Origin of the sequence: Acinetobacter sp. ANC 4169, assembly GCF_002135355.1 — a bacterium.
GTDB lineage: Bacteria > Pseudomonadota > Gammaproteobacteria > Pseudomonadales > Moraxellaceae > Acinetobacter.
Window position 1 is genome coordinate 48294 of the sequence record NZ_NEGE01000001.1, and the last position, 19146, is coordinate 67439.

Annotated in this window: 19 protein-coding genes; 9 read left to right on the forward strand and 10 right to left on the reverse strand. The window is 41.3% G+C overall.

Features of this window, described 5'->3' with window-relative positions:
• The first annotated feature begins 62 nt into the window (after positions 1-62).
• Positions 63-1601 (forward strand): threonine ammonia-lyase, biosynthetic, encoded by a 1539-nt coding sequence (gene ilvA / locus B9T26_RS00280; protein WP_086197829.1) that lies wholly within the window; start codon positions 63-65, stop codon positions 1599-1601.
• Positions 1602-1650: 49 nt separating this feature from the next.
• Here the strand turns inward: ilvA and B9T26_RS00285 are convergent, their stop codons facing one another.
• Positions 1651-2196, reverse strand: coding sequence for a hypothetical protein (locus B9T26_RS00285; RefSeq protein ID WP_086197830.1), 546 nt, complete (start codon positions 2194-2196; stop codon positions 1651-1653).
• 307 nt (positions 2197-2503) lie between these two features.
• Between B9T26_RS00285 and B9T26_RS00290 the strand changes: the two genes are divergently transcribed.
• Both B9T26_RS00290 and B9T26_RS00295 read left to right on the forward strand, forming a co-directional pair.
• On the forward strand, positions 2504-3154 hold the full coding sequence (locus B9T26_RS00290) for a potassium channel family protein (protein ID WP_086197831.1): 651 nt from the start codon (positions 2504-2506) through the stop codon (positions 3152-3154).
• A 3-nt stretch (positions 3155-3157) separates the two neighbouring features.
• Entirely contained in the window at positions 3158-4498 is a 1341-nt protein-coding gene (locus tag B9T26_RS00295) for a TrkH family potassium uptake protein (protein WP_086197832.1), read from the forward strand.
• Positions 4499-4560: 62 nt separating this feature from the next.
• Here the strand turns inward: B9T26_RS00295 and B9T26_RS00300 are convergent, their stop codons facing one another.
• From B9T26_RS00300 to B9T26_RS00315, 4 genes are all read right to left on the reverse strand, one after another.
• Positions 4561-5715 carry a phospholipase A gene (locus B9T26_RS00300; RefSeq protein ID WP_086197833.1) on the reverse strand — a complete coding sequence of 385 codons (1155 nt, stop codon included), beginning with the start codon at positions 5713-5715 and terminating at the stop codon, positions 4561-4563.
• A gap of 222 nt (positions 5716-5937) precedes the next feature.
• The gene (locus B9T26_RS00305; RefSeq protein ID WP_086197834.1) at positions 5938-8877 is read right to left on the reverse strand and encodes an insulinase family protein; all 2940 of its coding nucleotides are present in this window, start codon (positions 8875-8877) and stop codon (positions 5938-5940) included.
• 205 nt (positions 8878-9082) lie between these two features.
• A complete protein-coding gene (locus B9T26_RS00310) occupies positions 9083-9850 on the reverse strand; it encodes a hypothetical protein (protein WP_086197835.1) in 768 nt (255 codons plus the stop codon).
• A 148-nt stretch (positions 9851-9998) separates the two neighbouring features.
• Positions 9999-10448: a GNAT family N-acetyltransferase gene (locus B9T26_RS00315; RefSeq protein ID WP_086197836.1), complete on the reverse strand. Its 450-nt coding sequence runs from the start codon at positions 10446-10448 to the stop codon at positions 9999-10001.
• Between the two features lie 137 nt (positions 10449-10585).
• Between B9T26_RS00315 and B9T26_RS00320 the strand changes: the two genes are divergently transcribed.
• From B9T26_RS00320 to B9T26_RS00330, 3 genes are read left to right on the forward strand one after another with little or no spacing between them, the layout of a single operon-like run.
• The gene (locus tag B9T26_RS00320) at positions 10586-11590 is read left to right on the forward strand and encodes an adenosine kinase (RefSeq protein ID WP_086198031.1); all 1005 of its coding nucleotides are present in this window, start codon (positions 10586-10588) and stop codon (positions 11588-11590) included.
• A 14-nt stretch (positions 11591-11604) separates the two neighbouring features.
• A complete protein-coding gene (locus B9T26_RS00325) occupies positions 11605-11916 on the forward strand; it encodes a Rieske (2Fe-2S) protein (RefSeq protein WP_171262901.1) in 312 nt (103 codons plus the stop codon).
• 17 nt (positions 11917-11933) lie between these two features.
• The gene (locus tag B9T26_RS00330; RefSeq protein WP_086198032.1) at positions 11934-12551 is read left to right on the forward strand and encodes an OB-fold-containig protein; all 618 of its coding nucleotides are present in this window, start codon (positions 11934-11936) and stop codon (positions 12549-12551) included.
• A gap of 61 nt (positions 12552-12612) precedes the next feature.
• Here B9T26_RS00330 and B9T26_RS00335 read toward each other — a convergent pair whose 3' ends face one another.
• Positions 12613-13281, reverse strand: a complete 669-nt coding sequence (locus B9T26_RS00335) for a YidB family protein (protein WP_086197837.1) — start codon at positions 13279-13281, stop codon at positions 12613-12615.
• Positions 13282-13389: 108 nt separating this feature from the next.
• Positions 13390-13860 (reverse strand): DUF6231 family protein, encoded by a 471-nt coding sequence (locus tag B9T26_RS00340; RefSeq protein WP_086197838.1) that lies wholly within the window; start codon positions 13858-13860, stop codon positions 13390-13392.
• Between the two features lie 34 nt (positions 13861-13894).
• On the opposite strand from B9T26_RS00340, the gene B9T26_RS00345 reads away from it, so the two are divergent.
• Positions 13895-14767 (forward strand): DUF2797 domain-containing protein, encoded by an 873-nt coding sequence (locus tag B9T26_RS00345; RefSeq protein ID WP_086197839.1) that lies wholly within the window; start codon positions 13895-13897, stop codon positions 14765-14767.
• Positions 14768-14824: 57 nt separating this feature from the next.
• On the opposite strand, the gene B9T26_RS00350 is transcribed toward B9T26_RS00345, so the two are convergent.
• From B9T26_RS00350 to B9T26_RS00360, 3 genes are all read right to left on the reverse strand, one after another.
• Entirely contained in the window at positions 14825-16693 is a 1869-nt protein-coding gene (locus B9T26_RS00350) for a SurA N-terminal domain-containing protein (RefSeq protein WP_086197840.1), read from the reverse strand.
• Between the two features lie 131 nt (positions 16694-16824).
• Entirely contained in the window at positions 16825-17097 is a 273-nt protein-coding gene (locus tag B9T26_RS00355) for an HU family DNA-binding protein (RefSeq protein WP_004651791.1), read from the reverse strand.
• A 158-nt stretch (positions 17098-17255) separates the two neighbouring features.
• On the reverse strand, positions 17256-17723 hold the full coding sequence (locus B9T26_RS00360; RefSeq protein WP_086197841.1) for a phasin family protein: 468 nt from the start codon (positions 17721-17723) through the stop codon (positions 17256-17258).
• Positions 17724-17913: 190 nt separating this feature from the next.
• Here B9T26_RS00360 and B9T26_RS00365 point away from each other — a divergent pair, with 190 nt between their 5' ends.
• Positions 17914-18561 (forward strand): hypothetical protein, encoded by a 648-nt coding sequence (locus B9T26_RS00365; RefSeq protein ID WP_086197842.1) that lies wholly within the window; start codon positions 17914-17916, stop codon positions 18559-18561.
• A 111-nt stretch (positions 18562-18672) separates the two neighbouring features.
• Positions 18673-19146, forward strand: a complete 474-nt coding sequence (locus tag B9T26_RS00370) for an Rrf2 family transcriptional regulator (protein WP_086197843.1) — start codon at positions 18673-18675, stop codon at positions 19144-19146.

Consider the following 19146-nt stretch of genomic DNA (forward strand, 5'->3'; position numbering starts at 1 on the left):
CCAAATGTACAGGGGTTTGTTACAATAAAGGCCTATTTTAAACTGTTAGATGGAAAATTAACATGCTGTCTCGTTTGGTTCGACAAATATTACAAGCAACGGTGTATGACGTTGCAATCGAAACTCCACTCGAAGCAGCGCCACGAATTAGTGAAAAGCTAAATAATAACATTCGCTTTAAACGCGAAGATTTACAACCTGTCTTTTCCTTTAAACTACGCGGTGCTTATAACCGTATTAGTCAATTACCGAAATCTCAGTTGGAACGTGGCGTTATTACGGCTTCAGCAGGTAACCATGCACAAGGCGTGGCGTTATCTGGTAAAAAACTGGGAATTCGCGCGATTATTGTGATGCCGAAAACCACCCCTGACATTAAGGTTCAGGCGGTAAAACGTTTGGGTGGTGAAGTGGTATTGCACGGCGACTCTTTTGATGTCGCCAACAAATACGCCATTCAACGCGCTCAAGACGAAGGCATGACCTTTATTCCGCCGTATGATGATGAATTGGTCATGGCCGGTCAAGGGACCATTGCCAATGAAATTTTGCGTCAATGGCGTGATGTGGAGTATGTATTCGTTGCCGTTGGTGGTGGCGGTTTAATTGCCGGTGTTGCTGCTTACCTCGGTGATGTTGCACCACACGTAAAAGTTATTCCAGTGGAATATGATGAATCTGCCTGCTTAAAAGCTGCTTTTGAAGCCAATGAACGGGTGATTTTACCTTCAGTAGGTTTATTTGCCGATGGTACTGCGGTCGCTCAAATTGGAGAAAAACCATTTGATGTGATTCGCCTGCAAAAATCCGATAACTCAGGCCCAATTGTTGAGCGTGATGTGGTCTTGGTCAATACAGACGAAATCTGTGCAGCGATTAAAGATACCTATGACGAATGCCGCAGCATTGTTGAGCCTTCCGGTGCCATGGCACTTGCCGGTATCAAAAAATATGTCGCTGAACATGGCTTAGAAAATAAAAACATGGTGTCGATTGTTTGCGGTGCCAACATGAACTTCGACCGTCTACGTTATATTGCTGAACGTACTGAACTGGGTGAACGTAAAGAAGCCATTTTTGCAGTGACCATTCCAGAAGAAAAAGGCTCATTCCTGAACTTCTGCCGTGCCCTACAAGGTCGTAATATTACCGAATTCAACTACCGTGCCAGCGATGCCAGTGCTGCCCAGGTGTTTGTCGGCATTAGCCTGAAAGGTGGCGAAAAAGAACGTCATGACATTTATGAAACCTTGAAAGTTCAGTATGACGTAGATGACTTATCTGATGATGAAGTTGCTAAACTGCATATTCGTTATTTGGTCGGTGGTCATGCAGACATTGAAAATGAACGTTTATTCCGTGTGGAATTCCCGGAACGTCCAGGTGCATTACTCACCTTCCTGGAACGTCTAGGACCAACACACAACATTACCCTGTTCCACTACCGTAACCACGGCGCTGCGGAAGGTCGTGTTCTGGTTGGCTTAGAAGCGACCGATGCCAAACAGAATCCGGATGGTTTAATTGAAACATTGGAAAATATTACTTATCCATATGCGGAAATTACCAACAACCTGGGTTATCAGCGCTTCTTAAAGTAAGCGATTTAAAAGACATTAAAAAAGAGCCAGCCATTGGCTCTTTTTTATTTTAGGTCGATCTTAAACAGTCCAGTTTTATATAGTGTTCTATGCAAATCCCTTCATCCTTAAATTGCTTGGAGAAAGACTTGCAGAACTTATGAATTTTTACATCTTCATCTGGCACTGCCATCCAATAAGCTGTATCTGCATAAATGATTAATAACTCATAATTCTGTGACTTTAAAAAATTATAAATTTCTTCAAAAACAATATCAAAAACATGGGCATTGACATTGTAATATTTTCCAATCACCGCTTTATGTGTTTCATAATGTTTATATAAAGGTGTGGTTCTTTTACGGATTTCTTGCTGCGTTAAACCCATATCAATATTTATATGCTGCAACATTGCACATTGTTCCAATCCATTCTCATAAGGATTTTCAGAATCAACTGACATTAAATAGGCATGCTCATGTTGAGCTACCTTTTCAGATACAATCCATGCTAGAAATTGCTGGAAATTAGCTCGACATTTCTTCTTCGGAATTTTTCGTTGTTTTAGCAGCGGAAACCATCCCTGCAATATTTTAAAAATCTTTTTATCATCCATTTTCATTCACTATAAAAATAGAATTATAGGAATAAAGGATATACACAGTTTTTGAACGTTTGATGACATCATTTAATCTTTACAACCGTAGCTGATACTCATCACACTGAACAAAACAATTCAATAATTTTTAAAATCAGATGTATCGATGTACCGAAATGTGAGTAAACAGTTTTAGAAATAAACCTTTGTTATTAATAATTTTGTAAGCCTGATAGCTGAATGAATCATAACATTATAAAATCAGCCTATATTGACATCACTTCATGAATCAAAACCACATAAAAATGGATAAGGAATACTTTGCATGGCATTATTTGCAGTCATTGGTTTGGGCAGTTTTGGTTCCACCATTGCAACCCAGCTGGTCAGCTTAAATCATGATGTCATTGGGATCGACAATGACAAAAGAAATGTCGAAAGCATTTCAGATCAAATCACCCATGCTGTGATTGCCGATGCCACCGATGAACATGTCCTGAAAGAACTCAACATTCAAAACTGTGAAGCCGTGGTAGTGGCGATTGGTGAGGACATTGAAGCCAGTATTCTATGTGTGTTGCATTTAAAAAACATGGGCATGAACAAGATTTGGGCCAAGGCTAAATCCAAGGCCCACCATATGATTTTGACCCATCTTGGCGTAAACAAAATCATTCACCCAGAAGAAGACATGGGTACCCGGGTAGCCCAGTCTTTAAGCTACCCCATGGTTAGCCGTTATATGGGACTGGAAGACAATCATTTCATTGTCAAAATCGAGATTAAAGCCAGTTTGAAAGGTGAACGCTTCAATCACCTTCTGGGCAATATTCCGGCGATTAAAACCATTCTGCATAAACGCGGCAAGGAAGTTTCTTATAGTATTGATCCAAATTTAATACTGCAAGAAGGTGATATTTTGGTGGTTGAAGGTGAACTTGAACCTTTACGAAAACTGTCTGCACGGTTTAAATAAACGATGAATCAAGCACAAAATAACAAACCCCATACTGTCAATTTAAGTCCTCCCAGTTTGCTTGCCCTGGGATTCTTGAGTTTTATCGTTGCCGGCACCTTATTACTCAAACTCCCTATTTCCCATCATGGAGAATTAAGCTGGATCAATGCCTTGTTTACAGCAACCTCTGCGGTGACCATTACCGGACTTTCCGTGGTGAATGTCGGAGAAGCCTACACCACCTTCGGTCAAGTGGTGATTATGCTGTTACTGCAAAGTGGCGGCTTGGGGTTTATGACTTTTGCCATACTGGCCGCACTAAGCCTGTCTTCCAATATCAAGCTCAAACAACAAATGATGGCTCAGGAAACCATTGGTCAAACCAGTCTGGCCAAAGTTTCTTTTACCATTAAAGGCGTGCTGTTATATTCGCTGTTCTTTGAAGCCGTCGGCACCTTTATTCTGACCATTGCCTGGATGCAGGAATATGATTTTTCCCGTGCCTTTTTTTATGCGGCTTTTTATAGTGTTTCTGCCTTTAATAACGGCGGCTTTTCCCTTTTTCCCAATAGCCTGATGAGTTTTGCAGACCATTACTTGATTACATTTACCATCAGTATGCTCTACATTATTGGTGGCATTGGCTTTGTGGTACTGATGGATATCAAACGTGCGCAGCGCTGGAAAGCATTAAGTACCAATAGCAAATTAATCCTCTCTACCATTGCAGGTCTCAACCTGTTTGCCTTTATCGTGATTTGGGCTTTGGAAGCCAATAATCCGCTGACCCTGTCCAGCATGAGCTTAGGTGATCAGGCCCTGAATGCCTGGTTCCATGCCACTGTGCCACGTTCATCCGGTTTTAACAGTTTAGATGTAGCCAGCATGACCGATGCCTCTACTCTAGTGACCATGATCCTGATGTTTATTGGCGGTGGTTCTTTAAGTACGGCTGGCGGTATTAAAGTGGGAACTTTTATTATTATGGTATTAAGTGTGATTACCTTTTTACGGCGCTCGGAAGAATTAAGGGTATTTAATCACTCGGTTTCAAAAACCACATCATTTAAAGCTTTTGCAGTACTTTCCATCACGGCGATCTTGATATTTTTAGGATTGTTTACGCTTCTTATTTTGGAACCGACCAAGGGCTTTCTGGATTTACTCTTTGAAGCTGTTTCTGCTGCCTGTACTGTGGGCCTGTCACGCGGGGTAACCGGTGAACTGCAACCGGCCAGTTTGATGGCTCTGATCTTACTGATGTTTGCAGGTCGTTTAGGCCCGCTGACCTTGGCCTATCTCATTGCAACACCGAAAAAGAGCCGCTTAAAGCATCCTCCGGCAGATATTCAAATTGGTTAAGTCCTTTAGGCTAGGGCAATAAAAAACCACCTCATGGGGTGGTTTTTTAAATTGAGCATATTTTAGAACCAGTTCATCAGCGATACACCTAGACCGACGTAGGTCGCACGGTGGTTATAATCAATCAGGCTTTCCCCATAACCGTCAAACAACTGGAAATGTCCACGCAATTTACCGCTAATCGGGAATGCCCAATCAAACTGGGCTGCACCATGTGCATCATTACCACCTTTAAGCGAATGACGCAGCATCAGGGAAAATTCATGATCATTCTTGCGGTAGAAAGCAGTTAAATCACCACGACCGATGTAATTTTTAATATCCGGGTTGTTGTCATCTTTGGCATTTTCTTCAATGCGATACCAAGGACGTAACATCAGCGCAAAGTTGTCGCGTTCTAGACCGACATTAAAGATAATACGGTTCCAGCTACGCGATAATGGATCTGCACGACCATTGGACTGATGGTTAAAGGTCACCCCAAGCAAACGTGCGTTTAAGCCCAAAATTTCATAATTGGTCCGAAAAACCAGACTGGCCTCAGGTTCATAGTTGGTTTCACGGAAAGGTCGTGAGGTATCAGCATTATAAACCTGCCAACGTGATGACTGGGTATAACCCAACCAGATATCACCATTATCACCAAACAGGTTTTCAACAGCTTTGGTTTTTAACGACAACTGGAATTTTGCTTCCATTGATTTCAGGTTTTGGTCGTCACCCACCTGTACCGTGTTATTTTCATTCGGACTGGAAGGTCGTTCGTTTTTATCTGAGGTCCAGAATCCCGGAAGTAAATAAACCGGCTGATGGGCACGAATGTTCCAGGTTCCGAGCTTGCTTTCAGGCGCTAGTTCCCAACGCTTGTCTAGCAAAGAGGTATTGGGATCAATTTTGGGTCCCTCAACCGCAAATACATTACTCACACCATGACTGATTTTTTCTTTAATCGTTTCCGGTTCAGTCGGTGCAGGTGCAATTTGATTGGCTGCCTGACGTTCAGACACCAGCTGAGGCTTCTCTGTTTCAGGCACCTTGAACAACGTGTCATAACAAGCCAGACGATCCGCATTCGATTCCAATGCGACACAGGCTTCGGGACTTGCAGGTGCAATTAAAGAGTCAGGATTTTTCGCATTTATATTCGTCACATACAATGCACCGAGCATCATCATGCTCAGTTGCAAAGTTGTGCATTGCAGCGTTTTGAACGCCATAGGTTTTTACCTCAAATGAAGGGCTGTTGACACTTTGTCTATGTTTACGACTATAGCTATTTTTTTACTGATATAAGGCACCAAGCAGAATATTTAGTCATGCTAAACAGCTGCATTGTAACGAAATAAAAGTAAAAAGATGCTCGTCCCTTGCGCTAAAAACAAAGCCATGTCCTGTTTTTAGCGCAAGTCATTTGATGAAATATCAACAGCCCCTATCTTTTAGTTCACTTGTTGAATATTGAAGCCAAGTTCAATCAAGGCATCGCGCTTCGCTACTGGTGCAACCACAGCTTTTACCGGTGTTTGCTGAACCAGATATTGTTCTGCTACTCGTTTCAAATCATCCAGTGTCACCGCAAGTAAACGCGTACGTAATTGCTTACGAACAGCCGGTGTACGCGCATGCAGTAATGCATAGCAAGCACTAATCGCCTCTCCTGCTGGAGAGCCCGGTTTATCCATGCTTGCAACCAATCCCAAGATGGCTTCTTCAAGTTGATGCGGTTTGTGTTCGCTGTTCAACAACCACTGGATACTGGCTTCAAAATCTTTAAAGGTTTCTGCCAGACGCGGATCGCGATAGCTATAGAAACGGAATGAACATGCATTGCCGTCATAACTAGCCCCACCACCGTAAGCGCCACCTTTTTCACGAATCGCACTGTGCAGGAAGCCATTGCGTAAATAAGCCGCCAAGACCATGAGCGGAGCAGCATCGGGATGAGTCACTTCTACCGCAGGATATGCAGCTGCACAGAATTGAACATTGGCTTGAATTAACCAGGCTTCGTCATGATTGCTATTTTCTGTGACAACTGGCGCTAATTCTACAGGGGTTTGATCAACCGCAAGCTTGTCCCAAACCTCTTGCACTTCTTCAATTAAACGATCTGAATGATGTTCTTCACAGACCAGCAAGAACTGTTTCGGTGCCTGTAAAAGCAGACGATGAATGGATTTTAGCTCTGCAATCAAAGCATCATAAGCAGCTTGATCTTTTTCAATTTTATTGACCAAGTCACCTAACCAGTTCAGTGCCCCCAAACCGGTATTGTGATAATCACGTTGCGCCAAGGCACTATGATTACGCCCTGCAATTTGCATGGCATAGCTATGACCTGAACCCGAAATACGTGAATTCCAACGTGTCTTACGTTGTTGCAGCAACTCAATTATGCGGTCTTTTTCATCAAAACGCAGTTGTTCAAATGCCAGTTTCAACAAACGGATGGCTTCAAAATTATTCACCAGCGACTTGGTGGTCAAAGTAAGCCAGGCGCTAATTTTATGTTTATCATCAATTTTTGAACGCAGTGATGCTCCCATCCCCACGCCACCGCTCACTGCCGTTTGCAGCTGTTGCAGTTCAAGATAACCGTACTCACCTGCACCCACTTCACCTAACAGGATAGACAGCAGGTTAAAATATGGCGATTGCACCACCTGGTCTGGAATCTTGATGGTCACTTGCTGATAGTAAAGACCATTGGTTCCGGCATGATACAAGTTCAGCGGTGTATCCAGATTATTGCTGATAATTTCACGCAGTTGACCTTGGACGATATGCAAATCTGCCGGTACATCTTCCAATCCCACTTTAGGTAACAGGTTCAAATCATCCGGCGTATCCTGACGGACTTTGAGCGCTTCAGTTTGCTGAACAATTGCAGCTTTCTGTTCATCGGTCAGCTGGGCACCAATCGCTGCCAAACGTGCTTTTTCCGCTTCGGCTTCCTTGGCAGATTTGGTTGCATCCGGTACTAAAGTCATTTGTACACGGTGCGGATTGTCCAGCAGATATTGTTTAATCAGGTTCGACAACCACATTGGGTCTTTGAGCTCTTCTTTGACTTGCTCAATGGCACGATCGACATCCCAGACATGCACCGGATCACTATGATGAATTGCACTGCTCAAACCATTCAGAATCAGGCTTAAGCCATAGGGCATGCCATCGCCATTGATTTCACGCTGATGCAATTCAATCTGATGCAAAATAGCATCAACCATTTCAGCATCTACGGGTTTAGAGGCCACATCTTCAAGAATCTTGAATACACCTTCTTTAAATTCTTGGGCATATTCAGGATTTGAACCCTGTACACCACAATAGAAAGTCATTTCAAAGTTGGAGTCGTCCACACCCATAATTGGGCCGGTCGATTGAGCATAATCACAGGTTTCCAGATAATGACGTAAAGGCGAAGCTGAATCTTCCAATAAAACGCCTTCTACCAGACGCATACCCAGACGCAATTTGATATCACTGGCCTGTGGCAACAACCATGAAATTACGTGATAGGTTTTATCCTTCAGGTCTTCCGCATCTACCGCATAAGTTTCAGTGACTTCAATTGGTGCAGTCAAACGTGTTTCAGGCGTTGAATGCAGGGTTTGGCCTTTTTCAAACTTAGCCAAGGCTAAAGTTTCAAATTGTTCCTGCAAATGATAGGCAGATTCATTACCAAAGGTCATAAATACCGCATTACTTGGATGGTAATGTGATTTATAGAAATTAACTAACTCTGAGTAAGTTAGGTCCGGAATATCCTTAGGATCGCCACCTGAATTGTAATGATAAGTGGTGTGCGGGAATAAATGATGTGCCAATTGGTGATACAGCTGATCTGAAGGTGAACTCATGGCGCCTTTCATTTCATTAAACACCACGCCTTTATAGACCGGCTGACCATCTTCCAGCTCAATGCGAATCCCTTCCTGGGCAAAATCCAGTTCATTTAAATTCGCGGCAAAAGCAGCATCTAAATACACTTCCAGTAAATTTTGAAAGTCTTTTTTATTTTGAGTCGCAAAAGGATAAGCTGTCCAGTCCGCCGAGGTAAACGCATTCATAAACGTGTTCAATGAACGACGAATCATCAGGAAAAACGGATCACGAACAGGAAATTTTTCCGAACCGCAGAGCGCAGTATGTTCTAAAATGTGAGCCTCGCCCTTCGAATCCATCGGCTGGGTACGAAACGCAACCAGAAAGACATTTTCATCCAGATCACTGGCCAGATGATAATGTATGGCGCCAGTGACTTTATGCTGATATTCAAACACCCGAATATCTAAGGCTTCAACATGGTGTTGACGTATCAGCTGAAACGCAGGATGAACAGTTTGAGAAATGGTTTCAGTGACATCTACAGTCATGTGATCTCCGACATTTACATATTTATAAGATGGTTTTGATTATACCTGAATATTGCGCTATTTGGATTCACAGCTTTACGAAATTCCAAGCATTTTAGTCAAGTTTATGCTGGCGCTTTTTTGAAAAAAGGCTCTATTTACACAACAAAAAATAGCCACGAATGGCTATTTTTTATATCTCACCGGAGCTGGCTATATCTTATGGCTATATTTTTAAGTCCATTTTGGCAGCAGATTGATGGCTAAAGCGAATACACAACAATATTGCAATCAATATCACCCCCGAAGCGGCAAAGCGGCTTAAATCCAGACCACCCGAGGCAATCGGTTTATCCAGAAAATCACCCACTACTGCACCCAAGGGACGAGTGAGTACAAAGGCACTCCAGAATAAGAATGTTCGTGAAATTGAGCTAAATAAGTACAGCAATAGAATCACTAAGATGAGTGTGACAAAAACTGCAATACCGCCACTATAACCCAAGCCCATGCTATCTGCCGACCAGTCGCCTAAAGCCGTACCCAAGGTTTGGGAAAATGTAATGGTGAGCCAATAGAAAATTTCTGCACGTGGATAATTCACCGTATGGGGTGAAATACTTCCTTCTACCTTATACCAGGTAAATAAAGACAGACACACCAGAGCCAGTAATATACTCGTGCCACCCGCATAGCCGATACCCAAGGAGCGATCGACAAAATCTGCCAGGGTTGTGCCCACGGTGGTACTGGCAATAATCGTGAACCAATACAAATACGGATGATAAGCCTTTGCCCGTATTTGAAAAAATAACAATAGAATAAATAACGCGGCAAAAATACAGGTACTGAGCAAATACCCCAGATTCAGCGACATAGACAGCGCATCTCCGCCTGTTTCACCGAAAGTTGTGGCAAAAATCTTGGTTAGCCAGAATAGCGCCGTTATTGCAGGAACTTTTATCAGATGTTGTTGTAATTCAAGCTGTGTCATGAGGAACTGATGATCTAATGGTCATTTCATCATCATTCCCTGTAAGACTTAACTGAAAATTAAAACTCAAGCTTATTTTGTCGGACTGTGAATAAAAAAAAGTACCATCAACGTGCTGATGGTACTTTTGTTGGCTCAAATGCTGTCACTAGATCAGATATTTAAAATAACTATAATTGGGATGATTTTCTACAAACACATAGTTTTGCTTTTGATAAAAATGCGCCGCATTTTTGGTGTCAGTATTCAGGCACAGTGCTGAAAAATTGGCACGCGCCTCTTTTTCCAGCTGTTGTAATAATTGCTTGCCTACACCATGCTTACGATATTTAGGCAAGACATAAAAACGACGTACCCGGCCAATACGGCTATCAATTTCGTTTTCATTCCACTGCTGGTTTAAACCGCCACAGGCAATTAATTTGTCACCATCATAAACAAAAAGCAGAAATTCTCCCGGTAGATTGAACCGGTTTTTGCCGCTGTCATATTCCTCAATCAACCGATCAACAAACTGAAATCCTTCTTGCTGTGCCTGCTTGGCTAATTCCTTGATTTGTTCAGGTAATTGTTCAGCTTTATCAATCGTGATATTCATCTAACCTTCCTTATTCTGTCCTGTATTGCATTTTGAACGAATAAACTGACTATACATTGAATTTTATTCATCAATCTACAGCAATCATGAGCATTGGTGTAAACTTAGCGTTTTAATTTAAAATGTGAATGAAAGACATGACAACTGTTGATCTTTTTGCAATTGGTAATGCATTAATTGACCAAGAATTTAAAGTCTCTGACGATTTCCTGATTCAACAAAATTTGCAAAAAGGCACTATGCAGTTAACTGACGGTGAAACACAAGCAAATTTATATAATAATTTAAAAGAAACACAACTATACAAAGGTCAAGCATCAGGCGGATCTGCTGCAAATACCACTGTTGCTTTCAGTGCACTTGGTAGCAAGGCATTTTATGCTTGCCGTGTAGGTGATGATGAGCTTGGTCAAATTTACCTGAAAGGTTTAAACGAAGCAGGTATTCACACTGCCAAACAATCCGTAAGTGAAGGCGTGACTGGTACTTGTATGGTTCTGGTGAGTCCTGATTCCGAACGTACCATGCAAACTTATCTCGGCATTACCGCTGAACTGAGTGAAACACAAATTGATTTTGAACCCTTAAAGACCGCAAAATGGCTGTATATTGAAGGCTATTTGTCCACTAGCGATACTGCAAGACTTGCCGTTAAACAGGCACGTGAAATTGCCAAAGCACATGGGGTAAAAATCGCACTGACACTTTCTGACCCGGCAATGGTGCAATATGCACGTCAAGGCTTAGATGAGCTGATTGATGATGGCGTTGACTTATTGTTATGCAATCAGCATGAAGCCTTAATGTATACAGAAACAGATTCCATTGAAGCAGCACTTGCTAAATTGCAATTAAAAAGCACATACACTGTCATTACATTGTCAGCTGAAGGCGCTTTAATCTCCGATTCTGAGCAAACCATCAAGTTACCAGGACGTAAAGTGACCGCAGTTGATGCCAATGGTGCTGGCGACGCATTTGCCGGTGCATTCCTGTATGCCTTAAATGCTGGACTAAGCCTGAAAGCTGCTACTGAATTGGCAATCCTGATTTCAAGTGAAGTGGTTTCACAATTTGGTCCACGCCTGAGCGTAGAACATTACGCAGAATTATTAAACAACTTCCAGAAGGAATGCGCATAATGATTAAAATTGCCATGACGGAAGAGATTCCTGAACGTGAAGCACGTTCATACGAAACGCCGAATGGTGATACTATCTTCATTACTCAGCGTGATGGTTCATTCTATGCCTATCAGAATCTCTGTCCTCACTTGCAAGTCGAACTGGAGTTTTTGGAAAACCAGTTTCTAGACCGTGATCAGGAATATATTGAATGCTCTACCCATGGTGCATTGTTCCTGGTTGAAAGCGGTGAATGTATTTCTGGCCCATGCCAAGGGCAATCACTTGAAAAAGTTGAAATTACCGTGCATTCTGATGGTGGAATTTACCTGAAAGAAGAATAAACCCAATGGAATTTGCCATGCTTGAGTTTCTGCAAGACTATAACTTAATCCCGTTTCATTTAAGTTTATTGGCTTTAATTTTACTCAGCATGGTAGAAACCATTGGCTATTACTTCAATATTCGCCCAACTCAATTTTTAAAAGCACTTTCACCCAAAAAACTCACCGACTCGCCGTTTCTTAACGTCAAATTTTCCAAGACACTGATTGTGGTGTTTTTACTGATGAACTTCAGTTTTTCAGGCTATTTTCTGCAACTTTGCGTATTTTCACAGCAGCAAAAATTCCTGCCTGCTTATTACCTGATTATCCCTGCACTGATCATTGCAGTGTTTTTCACTGTCTTTATGATTCATTGCCTAGACCAAGTCATCAAGCCGTCACTGACCAAGCAACAAGTCAGTTTGTTAGGACGCTTGGCGACCATTTCCAGCGGTAATGCCCGCCCGGGGTTTTCCGCACAAGCACGGGTCAGAGACAGTTTTGGACAACTACATTATGTACAGGTGGAGCCTGAATTTGGTGAACTGGAATTTCAATCGCAAATTATTTTAATTCGCTTAAAAAAGTCCCACTATATCGCTAAAAAAATATCTAAATCCAATAGTTTATTTAGCATGGACAATCATCAGTAGCATTCAATTACTAAATGATTAAAAACCAGATGAGTCGTCCACTCAACTGGTTTAATAAATCTTAGCGTTTCAGAAAACCCGACACTAAGTTCATCACCTGTTGAATATCAGCATTGGCTTCCTGTTTATTGGTTTGTTCGCCTTGTGGCGTCAGGGAATCGATAATTTGCGGCAACACTTTGGAAATAGCGCCATAAATATCCTGCGTAGGCACCTGGTTTTCTTGTGCGACCTGTTGTACTTCCTGCTCATCAAACAGCCCTTGAACTTGCTGCTGATCTACACTGGCATTTTCGCCCGGTCCTGTAGAGACCCAGTCATCCACCTGACTGTTTAGCCCCATACCTTTTAGTTTATCCAATGCCCCTTGTATGCCGCCCTGCTTCTGAATCCAGGCAAGTACCAAGGGAAGCACGGCTATTAATAAGGTTTTGGTATTAATTGATCCGACATTACTGCGTTGCTGGGTTTGTTGCTGGTTCTGTTGACCACTTAAATGGCCCAGCACTGCTCCCAGAATTCCACCCAATCCACCTTGTTGACGCTGCTGGTTATTGGGATTTTGTTGGCCTTGTTGATTGTTTTGTTGATTGTGCTGAGCATTATTACCACTCATTTGCCCAAATACCGAACCTAAAATATCACCTAAACCACCTTGCTGAGATTGTTGCTGCTTTCCGCCCAAAGCCTGTTTAGCGAGTATTTCAACGATATTGCTCAGATTAGTCATCGCATTATCCTTTTATAAGACTCCTAAAAGAATACGATGCTTTTAAAGCAATAAATAATCCGGATTTGTTAAAATTTGCAAGATATAAGGACTTTAACAATAAAGAAATTACCAGCGAAATTTATTCCAGTTTTCCGGATTTGCCCAAAACTTGGAATTAAACCAGTCCGGCACATGCTTATAGGTTAAAATATTGAATTGCCACAAAGCAAAATCGCTATCATGTTGGGTTTTGTCAATCAGTTGAGTAAAGCCCAAAGAACGCAATAATTTCTCATCTTGCAATCGGCTAACGACCACAATTCGTTTTGCCATTAAATCACGCAGTTTCACCAACAGTTGCGACTTCTGCACATCAGAAAGCGCGACCAACTCTTGCGAGTCCATCACCACAAAACCCAGGTCATATCGCTGGGTAAAAGGCAGATTTAAAAACTCAGTTACGTTAAAATAGTGCCAATGAATTGATTGATTATTGTCGTATTGTGCAAGATTTTGACCAATACATAATGCAGTTTGAATAGGCTGTTCTTTGGATAAATCGTCTAGCATTGACGTGATGACATTCTGTTCAGCCATAACTGCGTCCTTATTATTGAAGAGAGTATTCTGTATGGAACTACAAGGCATTTGCCATAAAATGCATGCAGGTCTTAAGGACCTTAGTGTAACTGATCAACATACACACAAGGCAAATGTTGAATATAAATTTATTCTAGATCGTTCAGAAGTTGACCTGCCATTCAATTTAGGCCAGGAAATCGAGATCGAGTGGACCGGCAATATCTATTGCGTATCTTGTGGTAACAAAACCAACAAATCCTTTTCACAGGGTCACTGCTTTAAATGTTTCAAAACCAAAGCATCCTGTGACATGTGTATTATGAAACCGGAAACCTGTCATTATCACCTCGGCACTTGCCGTGAAGACAGTTTTGCCCACGAAGTATGTTTCCAGCCGCATATTGTCTATCTGGCCAATTCAAGCGCATTAAAAGTTGGAATTACCCGCCTTGGACAAATGCCTACGCGCTGGCTGGATCAAGGGGCAACGCAAGCCTTGCCGATTATGAAGGTCGGCTCCCGCCGTCTTTCAGGCCAACTGGAAATCATGTTTGGCACTCAAGTGGCCGACAAGACCGATTGGCGCAAACTGCTTAAAGGCGAAGCCGAACCACTCAATTTAATTGAGGTGCGTGAACAGCTGATTGAAGAATTTGCACCGAAAATTCAGACCATACGTGATGAATTTAGCCAGAACCTGGAATTTAACGAAACTATTGAAGTGATGGAAGATGAACTGCCACGTGAGTTTGTTTATCCGGTTGAACAATATCCAGAAAAAGTCAAATCGCATAATTTGGATAAAACCCCGATTATTCGCGGCAAGTTACAAGGGATTAAAGGACAGTATCTGATTTTAGATACAGGGGTCATTAATATCCGTAAATATTCAGGCTATGAGCTTAAAATCCGTGCTGAATAAGCTTTAATTCAGCCATAAAAAAACCTGCGTTAACGCAGGTTTTTTCTTTACAGCAGATTATTTAATTTTTGCATGTGCTTTTAGATATTGGGTGTAATCATCCAGTTCTTGTTGACCGCGGAGTTGCTGATACAACTTGGACAATTCATTCAATTGCTCATCACTTAAAGCACTGGAAGCCGTTTTATTGACATTCGATACAGCAACCACCACCAACTCATTTGGCAATGCTGCAGTTGTGACCGACCACATGCCTGCTTTCGGTGCTGGAACGCTAAATGCTGCACGTTCAATTTCACGTTTCAAACCTTGTGAACGTGCAAAAACACCCGCACTTTCAAACGCAATTTTACTTTTCGCCGCTACTGTTGCCGCAGGTTGTGATTTAAAGCCATCAAGCGCAGCCTGGATTTTCGCTTTCGCTGCATCCAATGCTTTCTGTTCAATGAGTTTCGCTTTTACACCAGGGGTTGCTTCAGCCAAAGTTTGCCCCCCAGCCGCATGATAATTACGCACTTTCACCCAAACGGTATTACCATTTTCCATCTGGATGCTGCTAGATGCATTACGGTCACCATTTTTCACATCGTCATTAAACAGCTTAACTTTAACATTGGCATCGCTCAGTACAGGATGTTGAGTAGCCAAAGTCATACCCTTAACTGACTGAACGCTTACACCTTTAACTTCTTGGGCCACCACATCCAGTGCATCGCTACCCACCACCATTTCATTCAGGCCATTTACTGCATCCGAGAATGAATTGGCAGCTTTACTCTTTTGCAACTCGGCCAGCAAACGTGGTTTTTCAGTTTCAAATGAAGGCAGCTTCACTGCAGCTGCTTCTGTTTCAATTAAATGATAACCATACTGGGTTTTAACTGGCGCTGAAACCTGTGCTGATTTTAATAAAGCAACGGTTTGATCGAATGCATCGCCAAACACGCCTTTTGCATAAGCTTCTACCACACCACCCTTAGCTTTAGATTCAGTATCATCCGAATATTGCGCTGCAGCTTGAGCAAAGGACATGCCTGCTTTAATTTTCGCAGCAACATCGGTCGCTAATTTTTTCGCTTCAGCATCTGAACGGGTATCTGCAGTAATTAAAATATGTTTGACCAAAGGTTTAGCACTTTGCTTTTGCTCATCGACAAAGGCAGCATAAGCTTGCTGCAATTCGGCATCTGTCACTTGTGTATTCGCAGGAGCAACATTGGCAGGCGTTAACACCACATAGTCAACATCTACACTTGCTACTTGTTTAAAGGCTTTTTGATGCTTGTTGTAGTAGGCTGCAATATCTTGTGCTGTTACATTTACATTTTTCTTGTATTCATCCAGCTTAATGCTCGCTAGATGTAAAGTACGTTGTTCAGTTTGCAAGTTGGCAATTTGCTGAATATCAAGCTTGCTCACCAACGCATAGTCCATAAATGTTGAAGTCAACATTTTTAGGGCATGGTCTTGACGCAAGTTTGCAATCAAAGCCTGACTGGTCATACCCACTGAACGTAAATAATTTGAGTACAAGGCTTCAGAAAATTTACCGTTTTCCTGAAAACTCGGTTGTTGAGCAACCATCTGTTCAATTTGTGCATCACTCAAAGAAATACCCAAATCTTCGGCCTGTTGCAATAACAAGGTACGAGCAACCAGGCTATCCATCGCTTTATTTTCAATGAAAGATTGATTCAATAAAGTTTCGTCGCCATTGGCATAAGCCAGGTATTGATCTTTAAATGTTTTGGTCAGTGATTCTAATTCTTTTTTAGAAATTTCTTGGCCATTGACCAATTTTGCCGTGTCTTCTGACTTTCCACCACTAAAATATCCTTCAATACCTACAAGTGCTAAAGGGGTCAAAAACAAAATGAGCAAAGCTTTGCCCAACCAACCTTTAATAACTTTACGAAAAGATTCCATAAGTATTCCAATATTTTATTTGTGGGCGATTTTACCCGAAAACCTGCTCTGAATGAATGAGTTCAAACTATAATCGGCATTATTAATAAAAAACGCGCCTTAGAGGGCGCGTTTATCGGCATCAAAAAAGATTAAGCTACAGAATCTTTTAAACCTTTACCTGCTTTAAAGCTTGGTACTTTGCTTGCTTTAATTTCTAAAGCTGCACCAGTTTGCGGGTTACGGCCTGTACGTGCCGCACGCTCTTTAACGTTGAATGTACCAAAACCAACAAGTGTAACAGTATCACCAGATTTAAGTGCTTCAGTAATTGAAGCAATTGTTGCATCTAAGGCTTTACCTGCATCAGTCTTAGACAATCCCCCTTTCTCTGCAATTGCATCGATTAATTCTGATTTATTCATGAAGATTACGTCCTCTTAATATCGTTTATTTAAGGTCTAAGGATTCCATAGCACCTTTATATCAATGCTTTGGGTCAAAACGCAATACTCTGAATATGCTTTTCTGCAAAATAATTGCGAAAAAAATTGTTGAAAAATGCAGAAAAAGCAAAAATGTTTCATTTTTTTACAATTTGCGCCTTTAAAAGCTTATTTTCTTCGATCAAAAAATCGACCTTGCTATGTAGTTGTAATATGAGCGTTTCTAGGTGTTGAATATCTTTAACTGTCACCAGACCAATTCTGTTTAAAGAGTGGTTAACACTATGATCCAATAATTTTTCTACTTTATCTTTGGTGTCACTCACCGACTCTTTGGCTTTTTCCGAAACTTTTTCTACAGTTTGATCGGCAATTTCTGTGGTTTTGGATTCCAGTTCCTCACCCACCTTGACTAAAGAGTCAAATAATTTATTCCCCTCTTCTTCTGCACGCGAAAAAGCCCCCAAACCAGCAAGCCATATTTGTTGAGTATATTTACGGAAATCCAAAGCCGATTTACGACCTGAACGTGCTTTATTCTTTGTTTTATCAGCATTTTCATTTTTTTGTTGATCAATCTCTTGATCTTTTGTCGATTTATCCATTCGCGCCTTCTCCTGCTTATTTTCCATACAACTTAAATATAATTACTTAAAAAATACAGCTATAATAGCAAATTAAACACTTGATCGATTTGCTAAACTGTTCTACAAAGCAAGATTAATATATTTGTCATAAGCCCTGAAACAGATTTTCGAGCATCGGATGCTCCCTTTCAGGTAAGGATTAAGTTTTATGAGTGAATCGCAACAAGGTCAAAATCAACCGCATTTGTTGCTCACAATGACTATGATTGTTTTGGAGACAATCTTTACCTTCATCTTAAAACATGATCGGGTTGTTGGCTTGCAGGCTAAAAAATTTATAGACCAAAAAATTGCCATTAAAATTAATAGCTATTTACCTTATTTTGATTTTTATGTGGTTTTCACAGAACACGGCGTGTTGTTTGACACCAAAGCTCCTGAGAAAATGGTCGATCTGGATGTTCGCACTACACTTACAGATTTGATTAAAGTTTTTGTCTTTGCCAATCGCCGCAGTATTAAAAAAATGCGTATAGATGGTGACATCACCCTTAAAGATGAGTTTCGCGACTTAATCCTTCTTTTCAGTTTTCCCAAAGTTTTATCGGACTGGAAACAGTGGCTCAGCGAACCTATTGATGGGCAGGATGTGATTGCCTCCAAAAAGCGTATTGTGCCCCTATTGGAAAAAATTGATCAACAACGCTCAAAGATCAATACTTTAGAGGTAGAAGTTAAACAATATAAGAATCGCATTCGCCGTATTCAACAAAAGCAGAAAAGAATGAATATCGCTTTTAGTCTAACTATCGTGCTATTAGTTGCGTTATTAGTGTATAATTGGTGGATTGCATAAATATATAATTTTCCTATAAAACAAAATAATTTAAAGCCCAATAAAAAACTTGACTATTTTAGTCAGGATTCATAAAATCGACACATCTAGTCTTAATATGTGTATCGAATCATGCGTCTTACTACTCGCGGTCGTTACGCAGTGACTGCTCTACTTGATTTAGCTTTGCAGCCAACTGAACAAACGATCACGCTTGCTGAAATTGCAGCTCGTCAAACTATTTCTGTTGCCTATCTTGAGCAGTTATTTGCGAAACTTAAGCGCCACGGCTTAGTTTCTAGTGTTCGTGGTGCCAACGGTGGTTATCACCTGGCTCGTAACGCTGAAGAAATCACAGTATTAGAAATTATTGAAGCTGTAAACGAAACAGTTGATGCAACCCGTTGTGACCATAAAGGTAACTGCCAAAATGGTGCAATGTGCTTGACTCATGATTTATGGCAAGAACTCTCCCACCACATTGCCGATTATTTAGCAAAAATCACCCTTGCTGACTTAGTAGCACGAGACAACGTACAAACCGTTGCAATTCGCCAAAATACAGCATCTTTTGATTCAGCCCTTTTATCGGTTACAGGTATTTGA

What these genes read in the sequence shown, in the direction of transcription:
- ilvA (WP_086197829.1), top strand. Translation starts at nt 63, where the DNA reads ATGCTGTCTCGTTTGGTTCGACAAATATTACAAGCAACGGTGTATGAC.
- B9T26_RS00285 (WP_086197830.1), bottom strand. Translation starts at nt 2,196, where the DNA reads ATGGATGATAAAAAGATTTTTAAAATATTGCAGGGATGGTTTCCGCTG.
- B9T26_RS00290 (WP_086197831.1), top strand. Translation starts at nt 2,504, where the DNA reads ATGGCATTATTTGCAGTCATTGGTTTGGGCAGTTTTGGTTCCACCATT.
- B9T26_RS00295 (WP_086197832.1), top strand. Translation starts at nt 3,158, where the DNA reads ATGAATCAAGCACAAAATAACAAACCCCATACTGTCAATTTAAGTCCT.
- B9T26_RS00300 (WP_086197833.1), bottom strand. Translation starts at nt 5,715, where the DNA reads ATGGCGTTCAAAACGCTGCAATGCACAACTTTGCAACTGAGCATGATG.
- B9T26_RS00305 (WP_086197834.1), bottom strand. Translation starts at nt 8,877, where the DNA reads ATGACTGTAGATGTCACTGAAACCATTTCTCAAACTGTTCATCCTGCG.
- B9T26_RS00310 (WP_086197835.1), bottom strand. Translation starts at nt 9,850, where the DNA reads ATGACACAGCTTGAATTACAACAACATCTGATAAAAGTTCCTGCAATA.
- B9T26_RS00315 (WP_086197836.1), bottom strand. Translation starts at nt 10,448, where the DNA reads ATGAATATCACGATTGATAAAGCTGAACAATTACCTGAACAAATCAAG.
- B9T26_RS00320 (WP_086198031.1), top strand. Translation starts at nt 10,586, where the DNA reads ATGACAACTGTTGATCTTTTTGCAATTGGTAATGCATTAATTGACCAA.
- B9T26_RS00325 (WP_171262901.1), top strand. Translation starts at nt 11,605, where the DNA reads ATGACGGAAGAGATTCCTGAACGTGAAGCACGTTCATACGAAACGCCG.
- B9T26_RS00330 (WP_086198032.1), top strand. Translation starts at nt 11,934, where the DNA reads ATGCTTGAGTTTCTGCAAGACTATAACTTAATCCCGTTTCATTTAAGT.
- B9T26_RS00335 (WP_086197837.1), bottom strand. Translation starts at nt 13,281, where the DNA reads ATGACTAATCTGAGCAATATCGTTGAAATACTCGCTAAACAGGCTTTG.
- B9T26_RS00340 (WP_086197838.1), bottom strand. Translation starts at nt 13,860, where the DNA reads ATGGCTGAACAGAATGTCATCACGTCAATGCTAGACGATTTATCCAAA.
- B9T26_RS00345 (WP_086197839.1), top strand. Translation starts at nt 13,895, where the DNA reads ATGGAACTACAAGGCATTTGCCATAAAATGCATGCAGGTCTTAAGGAC.
- B9T26_RS00350 (WP_086197840.1), bottom strand. Translation starts at nt 16,693, where the DNA reads ATGGAATCTTTTCGTAAAGTTATTAAAGGTTGGTTGGGCAAAGCTTTG.
- B9T26_RS00355 (WP_004651791.1), bottom strand. Translation starts at nt 17,097, where the DNA reads ATGAATAAATCAGAATTAATCGATGCAATTGCAGAGAAAGGGGGATTG.
- B9T26_RS00360 (WP_086197841.1), bottom strand. Translation starts at nt 17,723, where the DNA reads ATGGATAAATCGACAAAAGATCAAGAGATTGATCAACAAAAAAATGAA.
- B9T26_RS00365 (WP_086197842.1), top strand. Translation starts at nt 17,914, where the DNA reads ATGAGTGAATCGCAACAAGGTCAAAATCAACCGCATTTGTTGCTCACA.
- B9T26_RS00370 (WP_086197843.1), top strand. Translation starts at nt 18,673, where the DNA reads ATGCGTCTTACTACTCGCGGTCGTTACGCAGTGACTGCTCTACTTGAT.